14 protein-coding genes are annotated in these 18,363 nt (G+C 73.4%); 10 read left to right on the forward strand and 4 right to left on the reverse strand.

Going from position 1 to position 18,363, the window contains the following annotated elements; translation table 11 throughout:
- Positions 1 to 3: 3 nt before the first annotated feature.
- Both A6A06_RS16845 and A6A06_RS16850 read left to right on the forward strand, forming a co-directional pair.
- Entirely contained in the window at positions 4 to 759 is a 756-nt protein-coding gene (locus A6A06_RS16845) for a methyltransferase (protein WP_073761970.1), read from the forward strand.
- A 260-nt stretch (positions 760 to 1,019) separates the two neighbouring features.
- Positions 1,020 to 1,433 carry a DUF3040 domain-containing protein gene (locus A6A06_RS16850; protein WP_073761971.1) on the forward strand — a complete coding sequence of 138 codons (414 nt, stop codon included), beginning with the start codon at positions 1,020 to 1,022 and terminating at the stop codon, positions 1,431 to 1,433.
- Between the two features lie 654 nt (positions 1,434 to 2,087).
- Here the strand turns inward: A6A06_RS16850 and A6A06_RS16855 are convergent.
- The 4 genes from A6A06_RS16855 to A6A06_RS16870 form a co-directional block, all read right to left on the reverse strand.
- The gene (locus tag A6A06_RS16855; protein WP_073761972.1) at positions 2,088 to 4,622 is read right to left on the reverse strand and encodes a transglutaminase family protein; all 2,535 of its coding nucleotides are present in this window, start codon (positions 4,620 to 4,622) and stop codon (positions 2,088 to 2,090) included.
- On the reverse strand, positions 4,619 to 6,055 hold the full coding sequence (locus tag A6A06_RS16860; protein WP_073762221.1) for a DUF58 domain-containing protein: 1,437 nt from the start codon (positions 6,053 to 6,055) through the stop codon (positions 4,619 to 4,621). The genes A6A06_RS16855 and A6A06_RS16860 overlap by 4 nt, the downstream gene beginning before the upstream one ends.
- Positions 6,055 to 7,113 (reverse strand): AAA family ATPase, encoded by a 1,059-nt coding sequence (locus A6A06_RS16865; protein ID WP_073761973.1) that lies wholly within the window; start codon positions 7,111 to 7,113, stop codon positions 6,055 to 6,057. Before A6A06_RS16865 ends, A6A06_RS16860 begins: the two co-directional genes overlap by 1 nt.
- 450 nt (positions 7,114 to 7,563) lie before the next feature.
- Entirely contained in the window at positions 7,564 to 8,121 is a 558-nt protein-coding gene (locus A6A06_RS16870) for a beta-class carbonic anhydrase (protein ID WP_073761974.1), read from the reverse strand.
- Positions 8,122 to 8,613: 492 nt separating this feature from the next.
- Here A6A06_RS16870 and rsmH point away from each other — a divergent pair, with 492 nt between their 5' ends.
- The 8 genes from rsmH to murD all read left to right on the forward strand — a co-directional run bounded on the left by rsmH (position 8,614) and on the right by murD (position 18,311).
- Positions 8,614 to 9,573: a 16S rRNA (cytosine(1402)-N(4))-methyltransferase RsmH gene (rsmH, locus tag A6A06_RS16875; RefSeq protein WP_073761975.1), complete on the forward strand. Its 960-nt coding sequence runs from the start codon at positions 8,614 to 8,616 to the stop codon at positions 9,571 to 9,573.
- Entirely contained in the window at positions 9,570 to 10,100 is a 531-nt protein-coding gene (locus tag A6A06_RS16880; protein ID WP_079194044.1) for an FtsB family cell division protein, read from the forward strand. Before rsmH ends, A6A06_RS16880 begins: the two co-directional genes overlap by 4 nt.
- Before the next feature lie 4 nt (positions 10,101 to 10,104).
- A complete protein-coding gene (locus A6A06_RS16885; RefSeq protein ID WP_073761976.1) occupies positions 10,105 to 10,299 on the forward strand; it encodes a hypothetical protein in 195 nt (64 codons plus the stop codon).
- Complete coding sequence (locus A6A06_RS16890; RefSeq protein WP_242440765.1) at positions 10,296 to 12,563, forward strand: peptidoglycan D,D-transpeptidase FtsI family protein; 2,268 nt, start codon at positions 10,296 to 10,298, stop codon at positions 12,561 to 12,563. The genes A6A06_RS16885 and A6A06_RS16890 overlap by 4 nt, the downstream gene beginning before the upstream one ends.
- An 18-nt stretch (positions 12,564 to 12,581) precedes the next feature.
- Positions 12,582 to 14,336 carry a Mur ligase family protein gene (locus A6A06_RS16895; protein ID WP_073761977.1) on the forward strand — a complete coding sequence of 585 codons (1,755 nt, stop codon included), beginning with the start codon at positions 12,582 to 12,584 and terminating at the stop codon, positions 14,334 to 14,336.
- A gap of 62 nt (positions 14,337 to 14,398) precedes the next feature.
- Positions 14,399 to 15,832, forward strand: a complete 1,434-nt coding sequence (locus A6A06_RS16900; protein WP_073761978.1) for a UDP-N-acetylmuramoyl-tripeptide--D-alanyl-D-alanine ligase — start codon at positions 14,399 to 14,401, stop codon at positions 15,830 to 15,832.
- A complete protein-coding gene (gene mraY / locus A6A06_RS16905) occupies positions 15,829 to 16,893 on the forward strand; it encodes a phospho-N-acetylmuramoyl-pentapeptide-transferase (protein ID WP_073761979.1) in 1,065 nt (354 codons plus the stop codon). Before A6A06_RS16900 ends, mraY begins: the two co-directional genes overlap by 4 nt.
- A complete protein-coding gene (gene murD, locus A6A06_RS16910) occupies positions 16,890 to 18,311 on the forward strand; it encodes a UDP-N-acetylmuramoyl-L-alanine--D-glutamate ligase (RefSeq protein WP_073761980.1) in 1,422 nt (473 codons plus the stop codon). Before mraY ends, murD begins: the two co-directional genes overlap by 4 nt.
- Positions 18,312 to 18,363 lie beyond the last annotated feature (52 nt).

Here is an 18,363-nt window from a genome sequence, read left to right on the forward strand (position 1 = left end):
GCCGTGTCTGACCCGCTGCGCCCGCGCGCATCCCTTCGTACCGCCGTGGTCTGGGAGGTTCTCAAAGACGCCCTGGAGCGCCGGGTCGAGGCCGCCGGGCAGGACGCCCTCGACGTCCTGGACACCGGCGGCGGCACGGGCAACTTCGCCGTGCCGGTCGCCCGCCTGGGCCACCGCGTCACAGTGGTGGACCCCAGCCCCAACGCCCTGTTCGCCCTGGAGCGGCGGGCCGCCGAAGCAGGCGTCGCCGACCGGGTGCGCGCCGTGCAGGGCGACGCCCACGGGCTGTTCGACGTGATCGAGCCCGGCGGCTACGACGCCGTGCTCTGCCACGGCGTGCTGGAGTACGTCGACGACCCCGCCGAGGGCGTACGCAACGCGGTCGGCGCGCTGCGCCCGGCCGGCACCCTGAGCCTGCTCGCGGCCGGACTCGGCGGCGCCGTCCTCGCCCGCGCCCTGGCGGGCCACTTCACCGAGGCCAGGAACGCCCTGACGGACCCGGCGGGCCGCTGGGGCAACGGTGACCCGGTGCCCCGCCGGTTCACCGCCGAGCAGCTCACCGGGCTGGTCGCGGACACCGGCCTGCAGGTCGGCGCCGTACACGGGGTACGGGTCTTCGCCGACCTGGTGCCCGGCGTGCTCGTGGACACCGAGCCCGGCGCCATGGACGCCCTGCTGAAACTGGAGGCAGCCGCCGCCGAGCAGCCCGCCTTCCACTCGGTCGCCACCCAGCTGCACGTGCTCGCCGAGCGCGGCTGACGCCCCCGGCCTGCTCACCCCGCGCGTGCAGTCGGCCACAGGCCACCCGATCAGCCGCTTCGCCCCGTATGATCGGGGTACAGCGTCCGGCATGACGGATCGGCGGGTGGGGAATGCAGCCTGCAAGCACCACCGACCGCCGTGGCGGCCCGGACAGTGAATTTTGGCGTAGAGGGGCGGGTTTCACGGGGGCGATTCCCTGCCTATCCTGAAAGGGTCGCACCCGGTCGCCCCCCGCGACCGACGAGTAGGAGGACTCCGTGCCGCTCTCGGAGCACGAGCAGCGCATGCTCGAGCAAATGGAGCGAGCGCTGTACGCCGAAGATCCCAAGTTCGCGACAGCGCTTGAGGGAAGCGGGCTGCGTACGTACACCCGGCGACGGGTCTACCAAGCGGTCGCGGGCTTCCTGGTAGGTATCGCGCTCCTCATGGCCGGAATGGTCGCACAGCAGATCTGGGTCAGCGTGGTGGGCTTCCTCGTCATGCTGGGCTGCGCGGTGCTCGCGGTCACCGGATGGCGCAAGGCTCCCAAGCCGGGCGAGCAGCAGGCCGCCGCCGGCGGCCGCGCGAGCCCCGGCGGCACAACGGCCCGCCGCCAGGCCAGGCAGCGCCGCTCGATGATGGACCGGATCGAGAGCCGCTGGCAGCGCCGCCGCGACGAACAGGGCCACTGACCGTCCCGCGGAGATCTCCTCCTTCTCCGCGTCCCCACCCCACGACGCGGCCGTCCGGACCCGGACGGCCGCTTTTCGTGCGCGCAGCACCCGCACCGAGCCGAGCCAACTGCGCCCGGCCCTCCCTCCGCCGCACGGCGACCACCGGCCGATAGCCGCGATTCCGCAGCCGGGTCCGGGTCCAGGGTCCGGGGCCGAGTCCGGGTCCGGTCCGCAGCCCGATAGGGGGCCCGGTCCGCAGCCGGGTCCGGGTCTGGTCCGCGGCCGGTTGCTGGCCCGGCCCGCAGCCCGATACGGGTCCCGGTCCGCCGCGGCCGGTTACGGGTCCGGTCCGCAGCTGGGTACGGGTCCGGTCCTCCAGACTTCGTCCTCCGGCCCGGCCCCTTCCGGCGGAGTGGCGACCGACGGCCGGTGGGGGCAGGCGTCCCCCCACCCACGCCGCGGCAGGCAGACACGTACCGGAGGGTGCGGGACCGGAGGACGGAGTCTGTAGGGCCCGGACCCGCACCACCACCGGCAGCCGCCCGTCCGCTGTCCGCACTCGCCCGGAGAGCCTTCGCGCCGAGGGCCTCGTACGGCCCGCCCCCCGGTCGTCTTTGCTCTTTGCTACCGCGAGAGCGAAGACGCCCCCTTCCCCTTACCCAGGGGCCGGGACTAAGGCCTGCCCCTGGAGAGCCCCACCGCACCTGCCACGCGGCGCACCGCGGTGGCCGGTGGACTTGCCGTGCAGCGGGTCACGAAGGCGGACCAGCGGGACGACAAGGCCCACAGGGCCCGTGCGGCGGAGCGCGGCGCCAGGAGGGCGCGCAGACGCAGGCGTCGGGACGCGGCGTCCCGCAGGCCGGTACGGACACGGCGCACCTCGTCGGCGAGGCCGGGCTCCGGGCGCGGGTCCGGTGCGTACAGGACCTGCTCCACCGAGGCCGCGACGCGGTGGGCCGCGTCCGCCGCCGTGCCGTGCAGCTCACCTATGCGTACGATGCGCTCCGCCGCCTTGCGCGGGGTCAGCGAGTCGTCCGGCAGGATGCCGTAGTCCCAGCCGGAGTCGACCAGCTCCCGCCAGGCCGCGAGCGTACGGGCGGTGCCGAACTGCCCGGGGTGCACGCCGCCCTGGGACTGCGGCGGGCCGCCGGAGTGCCAGGCGGCGGAGTCGCCCGGCTCCACATCGGCCGCGAGCGTGCGGGCCGGGCCGCCCCGTGCCGGACGGCCGCCGTGAAGGCGCCGGGAACGGGCCCGCATCCGCCACAGCAGCGGCAGCACCGGCACCAGGAGCAGGACCAGTGCGCCGACGCTGAGGGCCGTGACGGCCCAGGGCGAGAGACCGTCGTCGGCCGGGCCGCTCGCCGACTGCGCGGGCGGCGTCCAGCAGGGGCCCAAGCGCCGCTCGGCGGGGGCGCAGCTCTGCGAGGGCGACGGCCCGGCGGGCACCGCCGCCGAACGCGACGGCTGCGGCGCCGGGGCGTTGGTCCCGCCGGTGGACGGGGTGTCGGCGAGGGTGTAGTCGGGCGGCGTGCCACGGCTCGGAGTCGGTTCAAAACGCGTCCAGCCGACGCCCTCGAAGTACAGCTCGGGCCAGGCGTGGGCGTCCTTGAGGCCCACCGAGGTGGAGCCGTCGCTCTGCCGGGTGCCGGGGGTGAAGCCGACCGCGACCCGGGCCGGTATGCCCAGCGTGCGTGCCATCGCCGCCATCGAGAAGGCGAAGTGCACGCAGAAACCCTCCTTCTGCTCCAGGAACCGGGAGATGGCTTCGGTGCCGCTGCCGGCCCGCACCTCCGTGTTGTAGGTGAAGCCGCCGTTGAGCGAGAACCAGTCCTGGAGGCGGACCGCCTTGTCGTACGCCGTCCTGGCGTCCCGCGTCACCTGCCGCGCGGTCTCGCGTACCACCGGGGGCAGCGAGTCGGGCACCTTCGTGTACTCCCGCGTCAGTTCGGCGGGCGGCGCGGGCGACGCGTCGAGCTGCCGGGCGGTGGGCCGCACCAGCAGGCTCTCGACCTGGTACTGCGCGCCACGGGTGTTCTGCCCGCGGTCGCCGACCAGCGTGCGGCCCTCGGGCTCGAAGCGCCAGCGCCCGCCGATGTCCACCCGGGAGGCGGGGTAGGGGAGCGGCAGCCAGTTCTGCGCGTACCAAGGAGCGGTGGAGATCGAGGTGTTGACGGCGGTGACGTCCACCTCCGGGCTCAGCCCCGCGGGGTCGGGCAGCCGGTCGGGCACGTCTTTGACGGAGCGCTCGGACGGCTTCCACGCCGTACCGTCGAACTGGTCGAGTGCGACGATCCGCAGATACAGGTCACGGGTGTCCGACGAGGTGGTGCGGTAGTTGAGGACCTGCCTGTCCTCCGGCTGGTTCAGGCTGTTCTGCAGGGACACCAGCGGGTTCACCGCGGAGATCGTGCCACCGCCGCCCGGCCCGCGGCCGGCCACGGCCGGGCCCAGCAGCCCGCCGCCGAGGGAGGGCAGCACCGCGGGCACCACCAGGGAGACGCCCAGCACCAGCGCGCCGATCCGGCGGCCCGTACGGACCGGGGCGTGTGCCGGTCCGCCCGCCGCGGAGGCGTACCTCTGCCCGTCGGCGACCGGCGGGCGTCCAGGGCTCCGACCGCCGAACACCCGGCCCCACTGCGAGAGCCGGTCCCGCCCCTCGGCCAGGAGCAGCAGCAGATAACCCGCTCCCGCCACCAGGAACCACAGCCAGCCCGCGCCGCCTTGGGAGAGGCCCGCCGCCACCGAATACAGCGCGAGCAGCGGCAGCCCGGCGGGCGCCGCACTGCGGTACGTCACGGCCAGCGTGTCCACCACGAGGCCGACCAGCAGCACCCCGCCGACCATCAGCAGGCGGATACCCGCCGTCACCGGAGCCGGTATGGCATAGCGGCTGACGTCGGCGACGCCCTCCTGTGCCAGCTCGCCGAGCTCCCGGAACACGTCAGGGCCGGGCAGCACGCCGGCTGTCGCCTCGTCGTGCGCGAAGAGCACGGTGAGCAGCAGCAGCGCCACGACGGCCTGCGCCACGACGGTCAGCGGCCGCGCCAACGGCACCCGGCGGGCCAGCGCGCCCGCTCCGGACACGACCACCAGCAGAACCGCCGCCTGCATCATCCAGCCGACCGGCTCCACCAGCGGCAGCAGCGCGCTGGACGCGCACAGCGTCGCCACCGCCGCGCACACCGTCAGCCGTGCCCGCCCGCTCATGTCATCGCTCCGCTTCCCGGTGCCGCGACCGGCCCGGCAGCCCCGGACCCCGCGGAAGTCCCACCCATGGGGGCCGGCCCGCCGCCGCCCGCGGGGCCTTGCCGTACCCCGGCCACCTGGTCCGCCTGCCGCCACAGCGCCGCCAGCGCATCGCCCGGCGACACCGGCAGCGCCTTCCAGCCCGCCTCGCGCAGCATGCGCAGACGCGCGTCGAGCGCCGGCCGGGCCTCGCCGCCGGCGGCCCGCGGCCCGCCGGGGCCGCGCGACCAGGCGTCGTCGTCCAGGACGAACGCGACCGCCGTGCCGCTGCGCTGCCGCATCCGTCCGGCCACCGCGGCCTGTTCCTCGTCCAGGTCGCCGAAGAACGCGACGAGCAGCCCCTCGTTGCCGTTGCGCAGGACGTCGTACGCGCGGGCCAGGCCCGCTTCGCCGGACTGCTCCACCACGGCCAGGGTGTCCAGCAGCAGCCCGGCGGTGTCGGCGGACTCGGTGCCGCCCGCCCAGCCGCCGGCCCCGTCGGCGCCCGGTACGGACGTGCCGGTGTCGGTCAGGAAGCGCACCGAGAAGCCACGCTCCAGCAGATGGACCGCCGCCGACGCGGCGCCCGTCACCGCCCATTCGAACGCCGAATCCGGCCCGGAGCCCTGGTAAGCCGTGCGCCGGGTGTCCAGAAGAACGGTGCAGCGCGCCTTCTGCGGCTGCTCCTCCCTGCGGACCATCAGTTCGCCGTAGCGCGCGGTGGAGCGCCAGTGGACACGGCGCAGGTCGTCGCCGTGCCGGTAGCCGCGCGGGATGACGTCGTCCTCACCGGCCAGCGCGAGCGCGCGCTGCCGCCCGTCGCCGTACCCGGAAGCCTCGCCCGTCAGGCCCACCGGCGGCAGCGGTTCGACCCGCGGCACGACCGTCAGCGTGTCGTGGTCGCTGAAGGAGCGGGTCAGCTCGCACATGCCGAACGGATCGGACAGCCGCAGCTGCAAGGGCCCCAGGGGGTAGCGCCCACGCAGGTCGGAACGGACCCGGTAGGACACCTCCCGGCGCCCGCCCGCCTCGACCCGGTCCAGCACGAACCGCGGCCGCGGGCCGAGCACGTACGGCACCCGGTCCTGGAGCATCAGGACTCCGGTGGGCAGCCGCGAGACGTTCTCCACGCGCAGCAGTACGCGCGACTCGGCGGCCGCCGGCACCCGGGCGGGGGAGAGGGTGCGGCTGCCCGCGACCTGGTAGCGGGTGCGGTGCAGCACGACCGCGCACACCAGGGGCAGCGCGGCCAGCAGCAGCCCGACCCGGAGCAGATCCGTCTGCCCGAGGGCGTACGCGCACACGGCGGCCGCCATGCCCGCCGCCAGGAAGGACCGGCCGCGCGTCGTGAGCCCCGCGAAGGCGACCCGCAGCCCGCCGCGGTCCGGCGCCTCCTCGATCCCCCCGGCCGTCATCAGTACCCCCGGACGCCGGGCGGCTGGTGCGCGGGCGGCCGGGGCCACTGCTGCGCCGAGGGGTCGGGAACCGGCGTACGGCGCAGGATCTCGGCGACGACCTGCTCGGCCGTACGGCGGTTCAACTGGGCCTGCGCGGTCGGCAGCAGCCGGTGGGCCAGCACCGCCACGGCGAGTGCCTGCACATCGTCCGGGAGGGCGTACTCCCGGCCGGCCAGCGCCGCCGAGGCCTTCGCCGCGCGCAGCAGATGCAGCGTCGCCCGCGGCGAGGCGCCCAGCCGCAGCTCGGGGTGGTTGCGGGTGGCACCCACCAGATCCACCGCGTATCTGCGCACCGGTTCGGCGACATGGACCGTGCGCACCGCGTCGATCAGCTTCAGTATCTCGTCGGCGTGCGCGACCGGCTGGAGGTCTTCCAGGGGGGAGGCGGCGCCGTGCACGTCCAGCATCTGCAGCTCGGCGTCCGGGCTCGGGTACCCGATCGAGACCCGCGCCATGAAACGGTCCCGCTGCGCCTCCGGCAGGGGGTACGTGCCCTCCATCTCGACCGGGTTCTGGGTGGCGACGACCATGAACGGCGCGGGCAGCTCGTAGGTCTGCCCGTCCATCGTGACCTGGCGCTCCTCCATCGACTCCAGCAGCGCCGACTGGGTCTTGGGCGAGGCGCGGTTGATCTCGTCACCGATGACGATCTGGGCGAAGACCGCGCCGGGCTTGAACTCGAAGTCCCGCCGCTGCTGGTCGAAGACGCTCACGCCGGTGATGTCCGACGGCAGCAGGTCGGGAGTGAACTGGATACGCCGCACCGAACAGTCGATGGACCGGGCCAGCGCCTTGGCGAGCATCGTCTTGCCCACGCCCGGCACGTCCTCGATGAGCAGATGGCCCTCCGCGAGCAGCACGGTCAGCGAGAGCCGCACGACCTCCGGCTTGCCCTCGATCACCCCCTCCACCGACCTGCGGACCCGCTCCGCGGTGGCGGTCAGATCTCCCCTTGCGCCTGGTTCCGCTCGCGCGAGGGGACCTCCAAGGCTCGCTCGCTTGTCATAGGTCGTCACCCGGCCCTCCTCGGCCCTTATCCAGCGCTCCGCAGAGCACGGGACACCCCTTTGCGGGCACATGTCCTCCGTACGGACCGGCCCTCCCCGTCATGTGCCGCCCGGCCGCCCGGCCGTGGCAACGTCACTCACGCATTCTCGCCGCCCACGCGGCTTCGCGTCATGGCCTGTGGATAACTCGCGCGCCGCCCGCCACCTCGATGACTGCGGCGCATCCGCCTCGCGGTCCCCGTCCCGGGTACCCCGCACCCGGGGCCCCACCCCGGCCGGGCTCCGCGCCCGGCGGCAGCCCGCCGCACCGCGCGCAGGAAGCCGTGCCGACAGGCCGCACCGCCCGGGAACGCCACCCGGCCGCGCCGCCCGGGAACGCCGCCCGGGAACGCCGCAGAGCCGGGCGGACGGCCCGCCCGGCCCCACGTCGGCATGCGGCACCCTCGGCACCCACGGCGCTTACTGCGGGTCGATCTCCCGCAGCAGACCCGTCGTCACATCGAAGACGAAGCCCCGGATGTCGTCCTTGTGCAGGAGGAAGGGCGAGGTCCGGACCCGCTGCATGGACTGCCGGACGTCCTCGTCGAGGTCCTTGAACGCCTCGACGGCCCAGGTGGGCCGCTGTCCGACCTCGGCCGCCAGGTCGTGGCGGAAGTCCTCGGTCAGGCTGAGCAGCCCGCAGCCCGTGTGGTGGATGAGCACGACCGAGCGGGTGCCCAGCGCCCGCTGGCTGATCGTCAGGGAGCGGATGATGTCGTCGGTGACGACGCCGCCCGCGTTGCGGATGGTGTGGCAGTCGCCGAGCTCCAGGCCCAGCGCGTCGTGCAGGTCCAGGCGCGCGTCCATGCACGCCACGACGGCGACCTTGAGGACGGGCCGGGCGTCCATGCCCGGGTCGGTGAAGGCGGCGGCGTACTGCTGGTTCGCTTCGACGAGGCGGTCGGTGACCGTGTCGCCCGCGGGGGCCGCGGCGCTGTCGGTGGACGGGGGCAGCGGCTTCGAGGCAGGTATCGACATAGCAACACGGTAAGGGGCACCGGCGGGTAAGGCTGCACGTCGGGGCGGGCATAGGGGGCACTACGGCGCCCTGTGAGGTTTTCCACACGCCCCACCGGCCGCCGCCGAACGGGTGAAAGCGGTCATTTCACCCTCGCTGTGGGCCTCGGCCCCGGCCGTCCCACGGCTCTCCGGAGCCCCTCGAAAATTCGTCGAAAACGCCCCGGCGGCCGGTGCGGGACGCGCGGAACCGGTTGATTGACCCCGCGCGGCAGTGGACTAAAGTGGCGCGAAGTGGGAGGCGTGACGCTCTCCTTGGATCCCGAATCTTTCGCGTGCGATCTGCACGTACGGCTCGGCCTCCTCCCGCTCCAACCGGTCCGCCGACGGCACTTCCCCGTCGTCGGAGGGCCACTTCCCCTTCAGAGCGGGCGGGGACCAAGCGGTACGTGCGGCATTCCCCCAGCCAGCGGCCGGGGGGACCCACCTGCCGCCCACCCCATCGGAAGGCGCATGAGCAGCAACGATCGCCACGTACCCGTCATGCTCCAGCGGTGTCTGGACATGCTCGCCCCCTCGCTCGCCGAGCCCGGCGCGGTCGTCGTCGACTGCACGCTCGGCCTCGGAGGGCACAGTGAGGCGCTGCTCGCCACGTTCCCGGCAGCACGTCTGATCGCCCTCGACCGCGACCCGTCGGCACTGAAGCTGGCGGGGGAGCGCCTGGCCCCCTACGGGGACCGCGCGACCCTCGTACACGCCGTCTACGACGAGCTCCCGCAGGTCCTGGAGCGCCTCGGTGTCGCGCGCGTCCAGGGCGTCCTGTTCGACCTCGGTGTCTCCTCGATGCAGCTCGACGAGACCGACCGCGGCTTCGCGTACGCGCAGGACGCGCCGCTCGACATGCGCATGGACCAGACGACCGGCATGAGCGCCGCCGAGGTCCTCAACACCTACCCGCCCGGCGAACTGGTCCGCATCCTGCGTGCGTACGGCGAGGAGAAGCAGGCCAAGCGGATCGTCGAGGCCGTCGTGAAGGAGCGCGCCAAGGAGCCCTTCACCCACAGCGCGCGGCTGGTGGAGCTGATCCGCGACGCCCTGCCGCAGGCCGCCAAGCGCACCGGCGGCAACCCCGCCAAGCGCACGTTCCAGGCGCTGCGCATCGAGGTCAACGCCGAACTGGCCGCCGTGGAGAACGCCGTGCCCGCCGCCGTACGGGCCCTCGCGGTGGGCGGCCGGATCGCCGTGCTCGCGTACCAGTCGCTGGAGGACCGGATCGTCAAGCAGGTCTTCGCGGCGGGCGCGGCCAACACCGCGCCGCCCGGCCTGCCCGTCGTCCCCGAGCAGTACCAGCCGCGCCTGAAGCTGCTCACCCGCGGCGCCGAGCTGCCGACCGAGGAGGAGATCGCCGAGAACCGGCGCGCGGCCCCCGCCAGGCTGCGTGGCGCCGAGCGCATCCGCGAGGACATCGCGTGAACCGGCCGGGGCGGACGCGCGGGGGGCCTGGACGGCTCTCGGGCCTGTTCGCCCCCGGGACGGGGGGCACGGCGGCGCGTACGCCGTTCGTGCTCCTCGTCGTGGTGCTGCTCGGCTCCGGCCTGATCGCGCTGCTGCTGCTCAATTCCGCGCTCAACCAGGGCTCCTTCGAACTGAGCAAGCTGGAGAAGCGGACCAACGAGCTGACGGACGAGCAGCAGGCACTCCAGCAGGAGGTGGACGCCTACTCGGCGCCGGGCGCGCTGGACGAGCGCGCCCGCGAGCTGGGCATGGTCCCGGGCGGCAGCCCGGCGTTCCTGGAGCCGGACGGCACGGTACGCGGCAGGCCGAGCGCGGCTCCGGGCGGCGCGGGGCCGATGAGCGCGCCCGCCGCCCCGGCCGCGGCGCCGCCCGGCCATCCGCTCCCCGGCCATCCGCTCCCCGATCGTCCGCTGCCCGACCACCCGATGCCCGCTGTGTCCGCCCCCGGCCGCCCGCTGCCCGCCCCGACGACTTCCGGCAGGTGACCCAATGACGTACGAGAACGCCGAAGCCCTGCCACTGCCGGGGGCCGCTCCGGGGGCCGCCACGGGACCCGCCACGGCGCCCGCATCCGCACCCGCTGAGCCCGTGCTCCCGGCCGCCTCCGGACTCCCGGCCCTCGTGCCCCCGGCCGCCTCCGGGAGCCCCGCCCGCATGGCAGCACCGGAGGAGGACGCCGCATGACCGACCCCAAGGGCCCGCGCTCCGGCAGCGGCTCCGGCGCCGGGCCGAAAGGCTCCAAACCGGCAGATTCCAAGAAACCGGCAGCCTCCAAGCCGACAGGCTCCAAACCGGCAGCCTCCGGCCCGAAGGCCTCCACCCCCGCTTCCCGCCCCGGCACAGCCGCCAAAGCCACCGGCGCCAAAGCCCCGGGCACCAAGACCACCGGCGCCAAGGCCCCCACCGCCAAGACCACCACCGCCAAGACCCCGGGCACCAAGACCACCAGCCCCCCCGCCCCCCGCCGCCGTGTCCCCCGCCCCGCCCCGGCCGGCGGCCGTGCGGGGCAGTCCCAGCGCGGTACGGCCCAGAGCCGCCCTGCCTCCAAGAGCAGTCCGGCCTCCGCGCGCCCCACCACCACCAAGCGCGCCCCCCGCCGCCGTCCCGCCGCGCCGGCCCTGCGCCTCGGCAGTCCGCGCCCCCGGCTGCGCCTGGTCTCCCTCGCCCTGACCCTGATCATGCTGGTCTTCGTCGTCCGGCTGTTCCAGGTGCAGGCCGTGGACGCCGGCGCGTACGCGGCCAAGGCCAACGTCAACCGGTACGTCCCGGTCAAGCTGGCCGCCGAGCGCGGCGCCATCACCGACCGGGACGGCGTGGACCTGGCGACCACGGTCGACGCGTACGACATCACCGCCGACCCCAGCCTGCTCGCGCCCGACAAGATCAAGGTGAAGGACGCCCCGCAGCAGGCCGCCGCGCTGCTCGCGCCGGTCCTGCACGAGGACCGGGCCGCCCTGGCCAAGAAGCTGGCCACGCCCGGCTCGCGCTACGTACGGCTGTCCCGGCAGCAGACCCCGCAGGTCTGGAAGCAGATCAAGGACCTGCGCAAGACCCTGGACGCCAAGGCGGCCAAGGCCCCCAAGAGCGAGCCGCGCCCCAACGTCCTGGTCGGGATCTTCGCGGACAAGCACAGCAAGCGCGTCTATCCGAACAAGGACCTCGCCTCCGGGGTCCTCGGTTTCGTCAACAACGAGGGCCGGGGCGGCGGCGGCCTGGAGGCCCGGCTCGACCGGCAGCTGGCGGGCAAGGACGGCAAACTCGTCTACGCCCAGTCCGGCGGGCGGCGCGTGCCCACCGCGGGCGCCCAGGAGCACCCGGCCGTCCCGGGCACCGACATCGAGCTGACGCTGGACCGCGACATCCAGTGGATGGCCCAGCAGGCCATCACCAAGCAGGTCGCCGCGTCGCAGGCGGACCGGGGCTACGTCGTCGTCCAGGACACGAGGACCGGCGAGATCCTGGCCCTGGCCAACGCCCCCGGCTTCGACCCCAACGACATCGCGAAGGCCGACCCGGACGCGCTGGGCAACGCCGCCGTCACCGACGCCTTCGAACCCGGCTCCACCAGCAAGCTCATGTCGATGGCCGCCGTCCTGGAGGAGGGCGCGGCGACCCCGGCCACCCGCGTCACCGTCCCCAACCGGCTGCACCGCGGCGACCGCCTCTTCTCGGACGACATCGACCACCCCACCTGGCACCTGACCCTCAACGGCGTCCTGGCCAAATCCAGCAACATCGGCACCATCCTGGCCACCGAACAGCTCGGCAAAACTCGTCCGGAAGCCAACCAGGTGCTCTATTCCTACCTGCGCAGATTCGGGATCGGACAGCCCACCGGGCTCGGCTTCCCCGGCGAGACGGCGGGACTGCTCGCACAGCCGCAGAAGTGGAGCACCTCGCAGCAGTACACGATCCCCTTCGGGCAGGGCCTGTCGCTGAACGCCGTCCAGGCCGCCTCGGTCTACTCGGCCATCGCCAACGGCGGCGAGCGCGTCGCCCCCACGCTCGTACGCGGCAGTACGGGGCCGGACGGCCACTACCAGCCGGCGCCGAAGCCGAAGAAGAACCGGGTGGTGAGCGAGAAGACCGCCAAAACGCTGGCCACCATGCTCGAATCGGTGGTCGACGACAAGGAGGGCACCGGAGCCAAGGCGAAGATCGACGGATACCGGGTCGGCGGCAAGACCGGCACGTCCAACCGGGTGGACCCCAAGACCGGCCGTTACCACGGGTACACCGCCTCCTTCGCCGGGTTCGCCCCCGCCGACCAGCCCCGTATCACCGTCTACTGCGCCGTCCAGAACCCGACCAAGGGAAGCTACTTCGGCGGCCAGGTGTGCGGCCCCATCTACCAGCAGGTCATGGAGTTCGCGCTCAAGACGCTGCAGGTCCCGCCGAGCGGCGCCCAGCCCCCGCGCCTGCCCGTCACCTTCAAGCCAGGCGAATGAAAACGAGGCAGCACCGCCGTGACGACCATCACCCCCGACCCCGGGAACCGCTCCAGCTCGCGGCCCTCACTTCGCCCCGAGGCCGCCGCGCCCGGTACGCTCACCGCCGTGTCACACGCTGATCAGTCCCACAACGCCCAGAAGGACGCCCCCGGGAAATTTCCGGGAGCGCCCCGCCCAGAGTGGGTACGCGCCACCCCCGTCGCGGACCTCGCCGAGCAGTTGGGCACCACGGTGCCGGCCGCGGCCGACGCCGCCGTCACCGGCATCACCCACGACTCCCGGGCCGTGCGCCCCGGCGACGTCTACGCCGCGCTGCCCGGCGCCCGCTTCCACGGTGCCGACTTCGCCAACCAGGCCGCCGACCTCGGCGCCGCGGCGGTCCTGACCGACCCGGCGGGCCACGAGCGCGCCGCCGCGACGGGCCTGCCCGTCCTGGTCGTGGACGAGCCGCGGGCCCGGATGGGGGCGCTCGCCGTCTCGATCTACGGGGACCCGGGCAAGGACCTCCTCCAGATCGGTATCACCGGCACCTCCGGCAAGACCACCACCGCGTACCTCGTCGACGGCGGCCTGCGTGCCGCGGCCGAGAAGTCCGCTCAGGAGGAGCTGCGCGAAGCGCACCCACTGAAGGACGGTGGTGGGCGACGGGCGGGCCTGACCGGCCTGATCGGTACGGTCGAGTCCCGGATCGGCGACGAGCGCCTGAAGTCGGAGCGCACCACCCCCGAGGCCACCGACCTCCAGGCACTGTTCTCCGTCATGCGCGAGCGCGATGTGCGCGCGGTGACGATGGAGGTCTCCAGCCACGCGCTGGTCCTCGGCCGTGTCGACGGCTGCGTCTTCGACGTGGCGATCTTCAACAACCTCAGCCCGGAGCACATGGAGTTCCACTCCGGGATGGAGGACTACTTCCAGGCCAAGGCGCAGCTGTTCACCAAGGCGCGCAGCAAGGCCGGCGTGGTCAACCTCGACGACGAGTACGGCAAGCGGCTGGCCGCCGGCGAGTCCGAGGTGCCGGTCACCACGTTCTCCGCCGAGGGGCACCCGGACGCCGACTGGCGCGCCGCCGACGTCGAGGTCGGCACGCTCGGCTCCACCTTCACCGTGCTGGGCCCCGACGGCGTGTCCGTACGGGCCGCCTCGCCCCTCCCGGGCCCGTTCAACGTCGCCAACGCGCTGGCCGCCGTCACGGCGCTGGTCGTGGCCGGCGTGGACCCGCAGACCGCCGCCGACGGCGTCGCCGCGGTGCCCGGCGTTCCCGGCCGCCTGGAGCGCGTCGATGCTGGCCAGGACTACCTGGCGGTCGTCGACTACGCCCACAAGACCGACGCGGTCGAATCGGTCCTGCGCGCCCTGCGCAAGGTCACCGAGGGCCGCATCCACGCCGTGCTGGGCTGCGGCGGCGACCGCGACCCGCACAAGCGCAAGCCGATGGGCGCGGCCATCGCCCGTCTCGCCGACACCGCCGTACTGACCTCCGACAACCCTCGTGGCGAGGACCCCCTCGCGATTCTCGCCACCATGCTCGCGGGCGCCGCCGAGGTGCCCGTCCACGAGCGTGGCACCGTGCTGGTCGAGGAGGAGCGGGCCACCGCCATCGCGGCCGCCGTCGCCCGCGCCGAGCCCGGCGACACCGTGATCGTCGCGGGCAAGGGCCACGAGCAGGGCCAGGACATCGCCGGAGTGGTCCGCTCCTTCGACGACCGTCAGGTGCTGCGCCGGGCCATCGAGGCTTCGTTGACACCGCAGCAGCCGAACCACCAGGGATGACACACCGCCATGCGCGCAAAACCCTTCGAACGGCACTTCCTGCCCACGGCCGGGGGTGAGAAGTGATCTCTCTGTCCCTCGCCGAGATCGCGAGCATCGTCGGCGGGCAGCAGCACGACATACCGGACCCGGCGGCCCAGGTCACCGGCCCGGTCGTGTTCGACTCCCGTGAGGTGCGCCCCGGCAGCCTCTTCGCCGCCTTCGCCGGCGAACGCGTGGACGGCCACGACTACGCGGAGCGCGCCGTAGAGGCGGGCGCGGCGGCGGTCCTCGCCGCCCGCCCCGTCGGCGTCCCCGCGATCGTCGTGGACGACGTGGTCGCCGCCCTCGGCGCGCTGGCCCGCGCCGTCGTCGGCCGCCTGGGCACCAGCGTCGTCGGGCTGACCGGCTCGGCCGGCAAGACCAGCACCAAGGACCTGATCGGCCAGCTCCTGGAACGCCGGGGGCCGACCGTGTGCCCGGTGGGCAACCTCAACAACGAGATCGGGCTGCCGGTGACCGCGCTGCGCGCGGACGACGGCACGAAGTTCCTCGTCCTGGAGATGGGCGCCCGCGGTATCGGCCACATCCGCTACCTCGCCGACCTGGTTCCGCCGCGCGTCGGCGTGGTGCTCAACGTCGGCTCCGCGCACATCGGCGAGTTCGGCGGCCGCGAGCAGATCGCCCAGGCCAAGGGCGAGCTGGTCGAGTCGCTGCCCACCGCGGAGGAGGGCGGCATCGCCGTGCTCAACGCGGACGACCCGTACGTACGTGCCATGGCCTCCCGTACGAAGGCCCGCACGGTCTTCTTCGGCGAGTCCGCCGAGGCCGCCGTACGTGCCGAGAATGTCCGGCTCACCGCGCTCGGGCAGCCCTCCTTCACGCTTCACACACCCTCCGGGTGCAGCGACGTGACCATGCGGCTGTACGGTGAGCACCACGTGTCGAACGCGCTTGCCGCGGCCGCCGTCGCCCATGAGTTGGGCATGTCCGTGGACGAGATCGCCGTCGCGCTCTCCGAAGCCGGCACGCTCTCCCGCTGGCGGATGGAGGTCACCGAGCGCGCGGACGGTGTGACGGTCGTCAACGACGCCTACAACGCGAACCCGGAATCCACGCGGGCGGCGCTTCGCGCGCTCGTGGCGATGGGCGAAGCCTCCAAGGGAACGGGAGGCCGTACGTGGGCGGTGCTCGGTGAGATGGCCGAGCTCGGCGGGGAGTCACTCGCCGAACACGACGCGGTCGGACGCCTGGTCGTCCGGCTCAACGTCAGCAAGCTCGTGGCGGTCGGCGGCAGGGAAGCGGCCTGGCTCGACATGGGCGCCAAGAACGAGGGTTCGTGGGGTGAGGAGTCGGTGCACGTGTCCGACGCGCAGGCGGCGGTCGACCTGTTGCGCAGCGAGCTGCGCCCGGGTGACGTCGTGCTGGTGAAGGCGTCCAGGTCGGTCGGCCTGGAGCGGGTCGCCGCGGCATTGCTGAGCGACGACGGTGTCGAGGGCGGGGCCGCCACCCGATGAAGCAGATCCTCTTCTCCGGAATGATCGGTCTCTTCCTGACGCTGATCGGCACCCCGCTGCTGATCAAGCTGCTGGCCAGGAAGGGCTACGGGCAGTTCATCCGTGACGACGGCCCGCGCGACCACCACAGCAAGCGCGGTACGCCCACCATGGGTGGCATCGCCTTCATCCTGGCCACGCTCATCGCCTACGCGCTGACCAAGGTCATCACCAGCAGCGACCCGAGCTTCTCCGGCGTCCTGGTGCTGTTCCTGATGGCCGGCATGGGCCTGGTGGGCTTCCTCGACGACTACATCAAGATCGTCAAGCAGCGTTCGCTGGGCCTGCGGGCCAAGGCCAAGATGGCCGGCCAGCTGATCGTCGGCATCGCCTTCGCGGTGCTCTCGCTCCAGTTCGCCGACATGCGCGGCCAGACCCCGGCCTCCGACCGGCTGTCCTTCACCCAGGACTTCGGCTGGCAGATCGGCCCGGTGCTCTTCGTCATCTGGGCACTGTTCATGATCCTGGCGATGTCCAACGGCGTGAACCTCACCGACGGCCTCGACGGCCTGGCCACCGGCGCCTCGGTGATGGTCTTCGGCGCGTACACCTTCATCGGCATCTGGCAGTACCAGGAGTCCTGCGCCAACGCGATCAGCGCCGGACCCGCCTGTTACGAGGTCCGCGACCCGCTCGACCTCGCGGTCGTCGCCTCCGCCCTGATGGGCGCCTGCTTCGGCTTCCTGTGGTGGAACACCTCGCCCGCCAAGATCTTCATGGGCGACACCGGCTCGCTGGCCCTGGGCGGCGCGCTGGCGGGCCTGGCCATCTGCTCCCGCACGGAGCTGCTGATGGCCGTCCTCGGCGGTCTGTTCGTCCTGATCACCATGTCCGTGGTCATCCAGGTCGGATCCTTCCGGCTCACCGGCAAGCGGGTCTTCCGGATGGCGCCACTCCAGCACCACTTCGAACTCAAGGGGTGGTCCGAAGTCCTTGTCGTGGTCCGGTTCTGGATCATCCAGGGCATGTGTGTGATCGTCGGCCTGGGCCTCTTCTACGGCGGCTGGCAGGCCGCCAAGTGACCGGCCCCGACCTCGCCGGACAGCACGTGACCGTCGCCGGTCTCGGCGTGAGCGGCGTACCCGCCGCCCGCGCCCTGGCCGGCCTCGGCGCCGTCGTCACCGTCGTTAACGGCAGCGACGGCGAACGCGAGCGTGCCCAGGCGGCGCCCCTCCGGGAGCTGGGCATCACCGTCCGCCTCGGCGACGGCGACACCCTCCCCGCGGGCACCGACCTCGTCGTCACCACCCCCGGCTGGAAGCCCACCAGCCCGCTCTTCGAGGCCGCCGAGGCGGCCGGCGTCCCCGTGTGGGGCGACGTGGAGCTGGCCTGGCGGATGCGCGGCCCGGACTCCCCGCCCTGGCTCGCGGTCACCGGCACCAACGGCAAGACCACGACCGTACGGATGCTGGCCGCCATCCTGGAGGCCGAAGGGCTGCGCACCGCGGCCGTCGGCAACATCGGCGTGCCGCTGGTGGACGTGGTGCTGGAGCCGGGCGGCACGTACGACGTGCTCGCCGTCGAACTCTCCAGCTACCAGCTGCACTGGGCGCCCTCCGTACGCGCCCACTCCGCCGTGGTCCTCAACCTCGCCCCGGACCACCTCGACTGGCACGGCTCCATGGAGGCGTACGCCGCCGACAAGGGCCGCATCTACGAGGGCAACACCGTGGCCTGCGTCTACAACGCCGCGGACCCGGCGACCGAGGACCTGGTGCGCGAGGCCGACGTCGAGGAGGGCTGCCGGGCCATCGGCTTCACCCTCGGCACCCCGGGCCCGTCCCAGCTGGGCGTCGTCGAGGGCATCCTCGTCGACCGCGCCTTCGTCGAGAACCGGCAGCAGCACGCGCAGGAACTCGCCGAGATCTCGGACGTGACGCCCGCCGCCCCGCACAACATCGCCAACGCGCTCGCCGCCGCGGCCCTGGCCCGCGCCTTCGGCGTGCGCCCCCAGTCCGTACGCGACGGCCTGCGCGCCTTCCACCCGGACGCGCACCGCATCGAACACGTCGCGGACGTCGCCGGGGTCGCCTACGTCGACGACTCCAAGGCCACCAACACCCACGCCACCGAGGCGTCGTTGGCGGCGTACGAGCACATCGTCTGGATCGCCGGCGGCCTGGCCAAGGGCGCCACCTTCGACGAACTCGTCCGGAAGTCCGCTGACCGGCTGCGCGGCGCGGTCCTCATCGGCGCCGACCGGGCGCTCATTCGGGAGGCCCTGGCGCGACACGCCCCGGATGTCCCGGTGGTCGACCTCGACCGGACCGACACTGGGGCGATGTCCGAGGCCGTACGGGAAGCGGCGCGCCTGGCCCGGCCGGGCGATACGGTCCTGCTGGCCCCGGCCTGCGCCTCGATGGACATGTACCTGAACTACAACAAGCGGGGCGAGGCCTTCGCCGACGCGGTCCGCACGCTGGCCGACCGGGAACAGTAGTCCGTACGTCCCCGCCGCCGTCGAGGACGCACGGCGCAGCGCACCCGTGGAG

This window comes from Streptomyces sp. CB02923, assembly GCF_001905005.1.
Classification (GTDB): domain Bacteria; phylum Actinomycetota; class Actinomycetes; order Streptomycetales; family Streptomycetaceae; genus Streptomyces.

What these genes read in the sequence shown, in the direction of transcription:
- mraY (WP_073761979.1), top strand. Translation starts at nt 15,829, where the DNA reads ATGAAGCAGATCCTCTTCTCCGGAATGATCGGTCTCTTCCTGACGCTG.
- A6A06_RS16855 (WP_073761972.1), bottom strand. Translation starts at nt 4,622, where the DNA reads ATGAGCGGGCGGGCACGGCTGACGGTGTGCGCGGCGGTGGCGACGCTG.
- A6A06_RS16870 (WP_073761974.1), bottom strand. Translation starts at nt 8,121, where the DNA reads ATGTCGATACCTGCCTCGAAGCCGCTGCCCCCGTCCACCGACAGCGCC.
- A6A06_RS16860 (WP_073762221.1), bottom strand. Translation starts at nt 6,055, where the DNA reads ATGACGGCCGGGGGGATCGAGGAGGCGCCGGACCGCGGCGGGCTGCGG.
- A6A06_RS16885 (WP_073761976.1), top strand. Translation starts at nt 10,105, where the DNA reads ATGACGTACGAGAACGCCGAAGCCCTGCCACTGCCGGGGGCCGCTCCG.
- rsmH (WP_073761975.1), top strand. Translation starts at nt 8,614, where the DNA reads ATGAGCAGCAACGATCGCCACGTACCCGTCATGCTCCAGCGGTGTCTG.
- A6A06_RS16890 (WP_242440765.1), top strand. Translation starts at nt 10,296, where the DNA reads ATGACCGACCCCAAGGGCCCGCGCTCCGGCAGCGGCTCCGGCGCCGGG.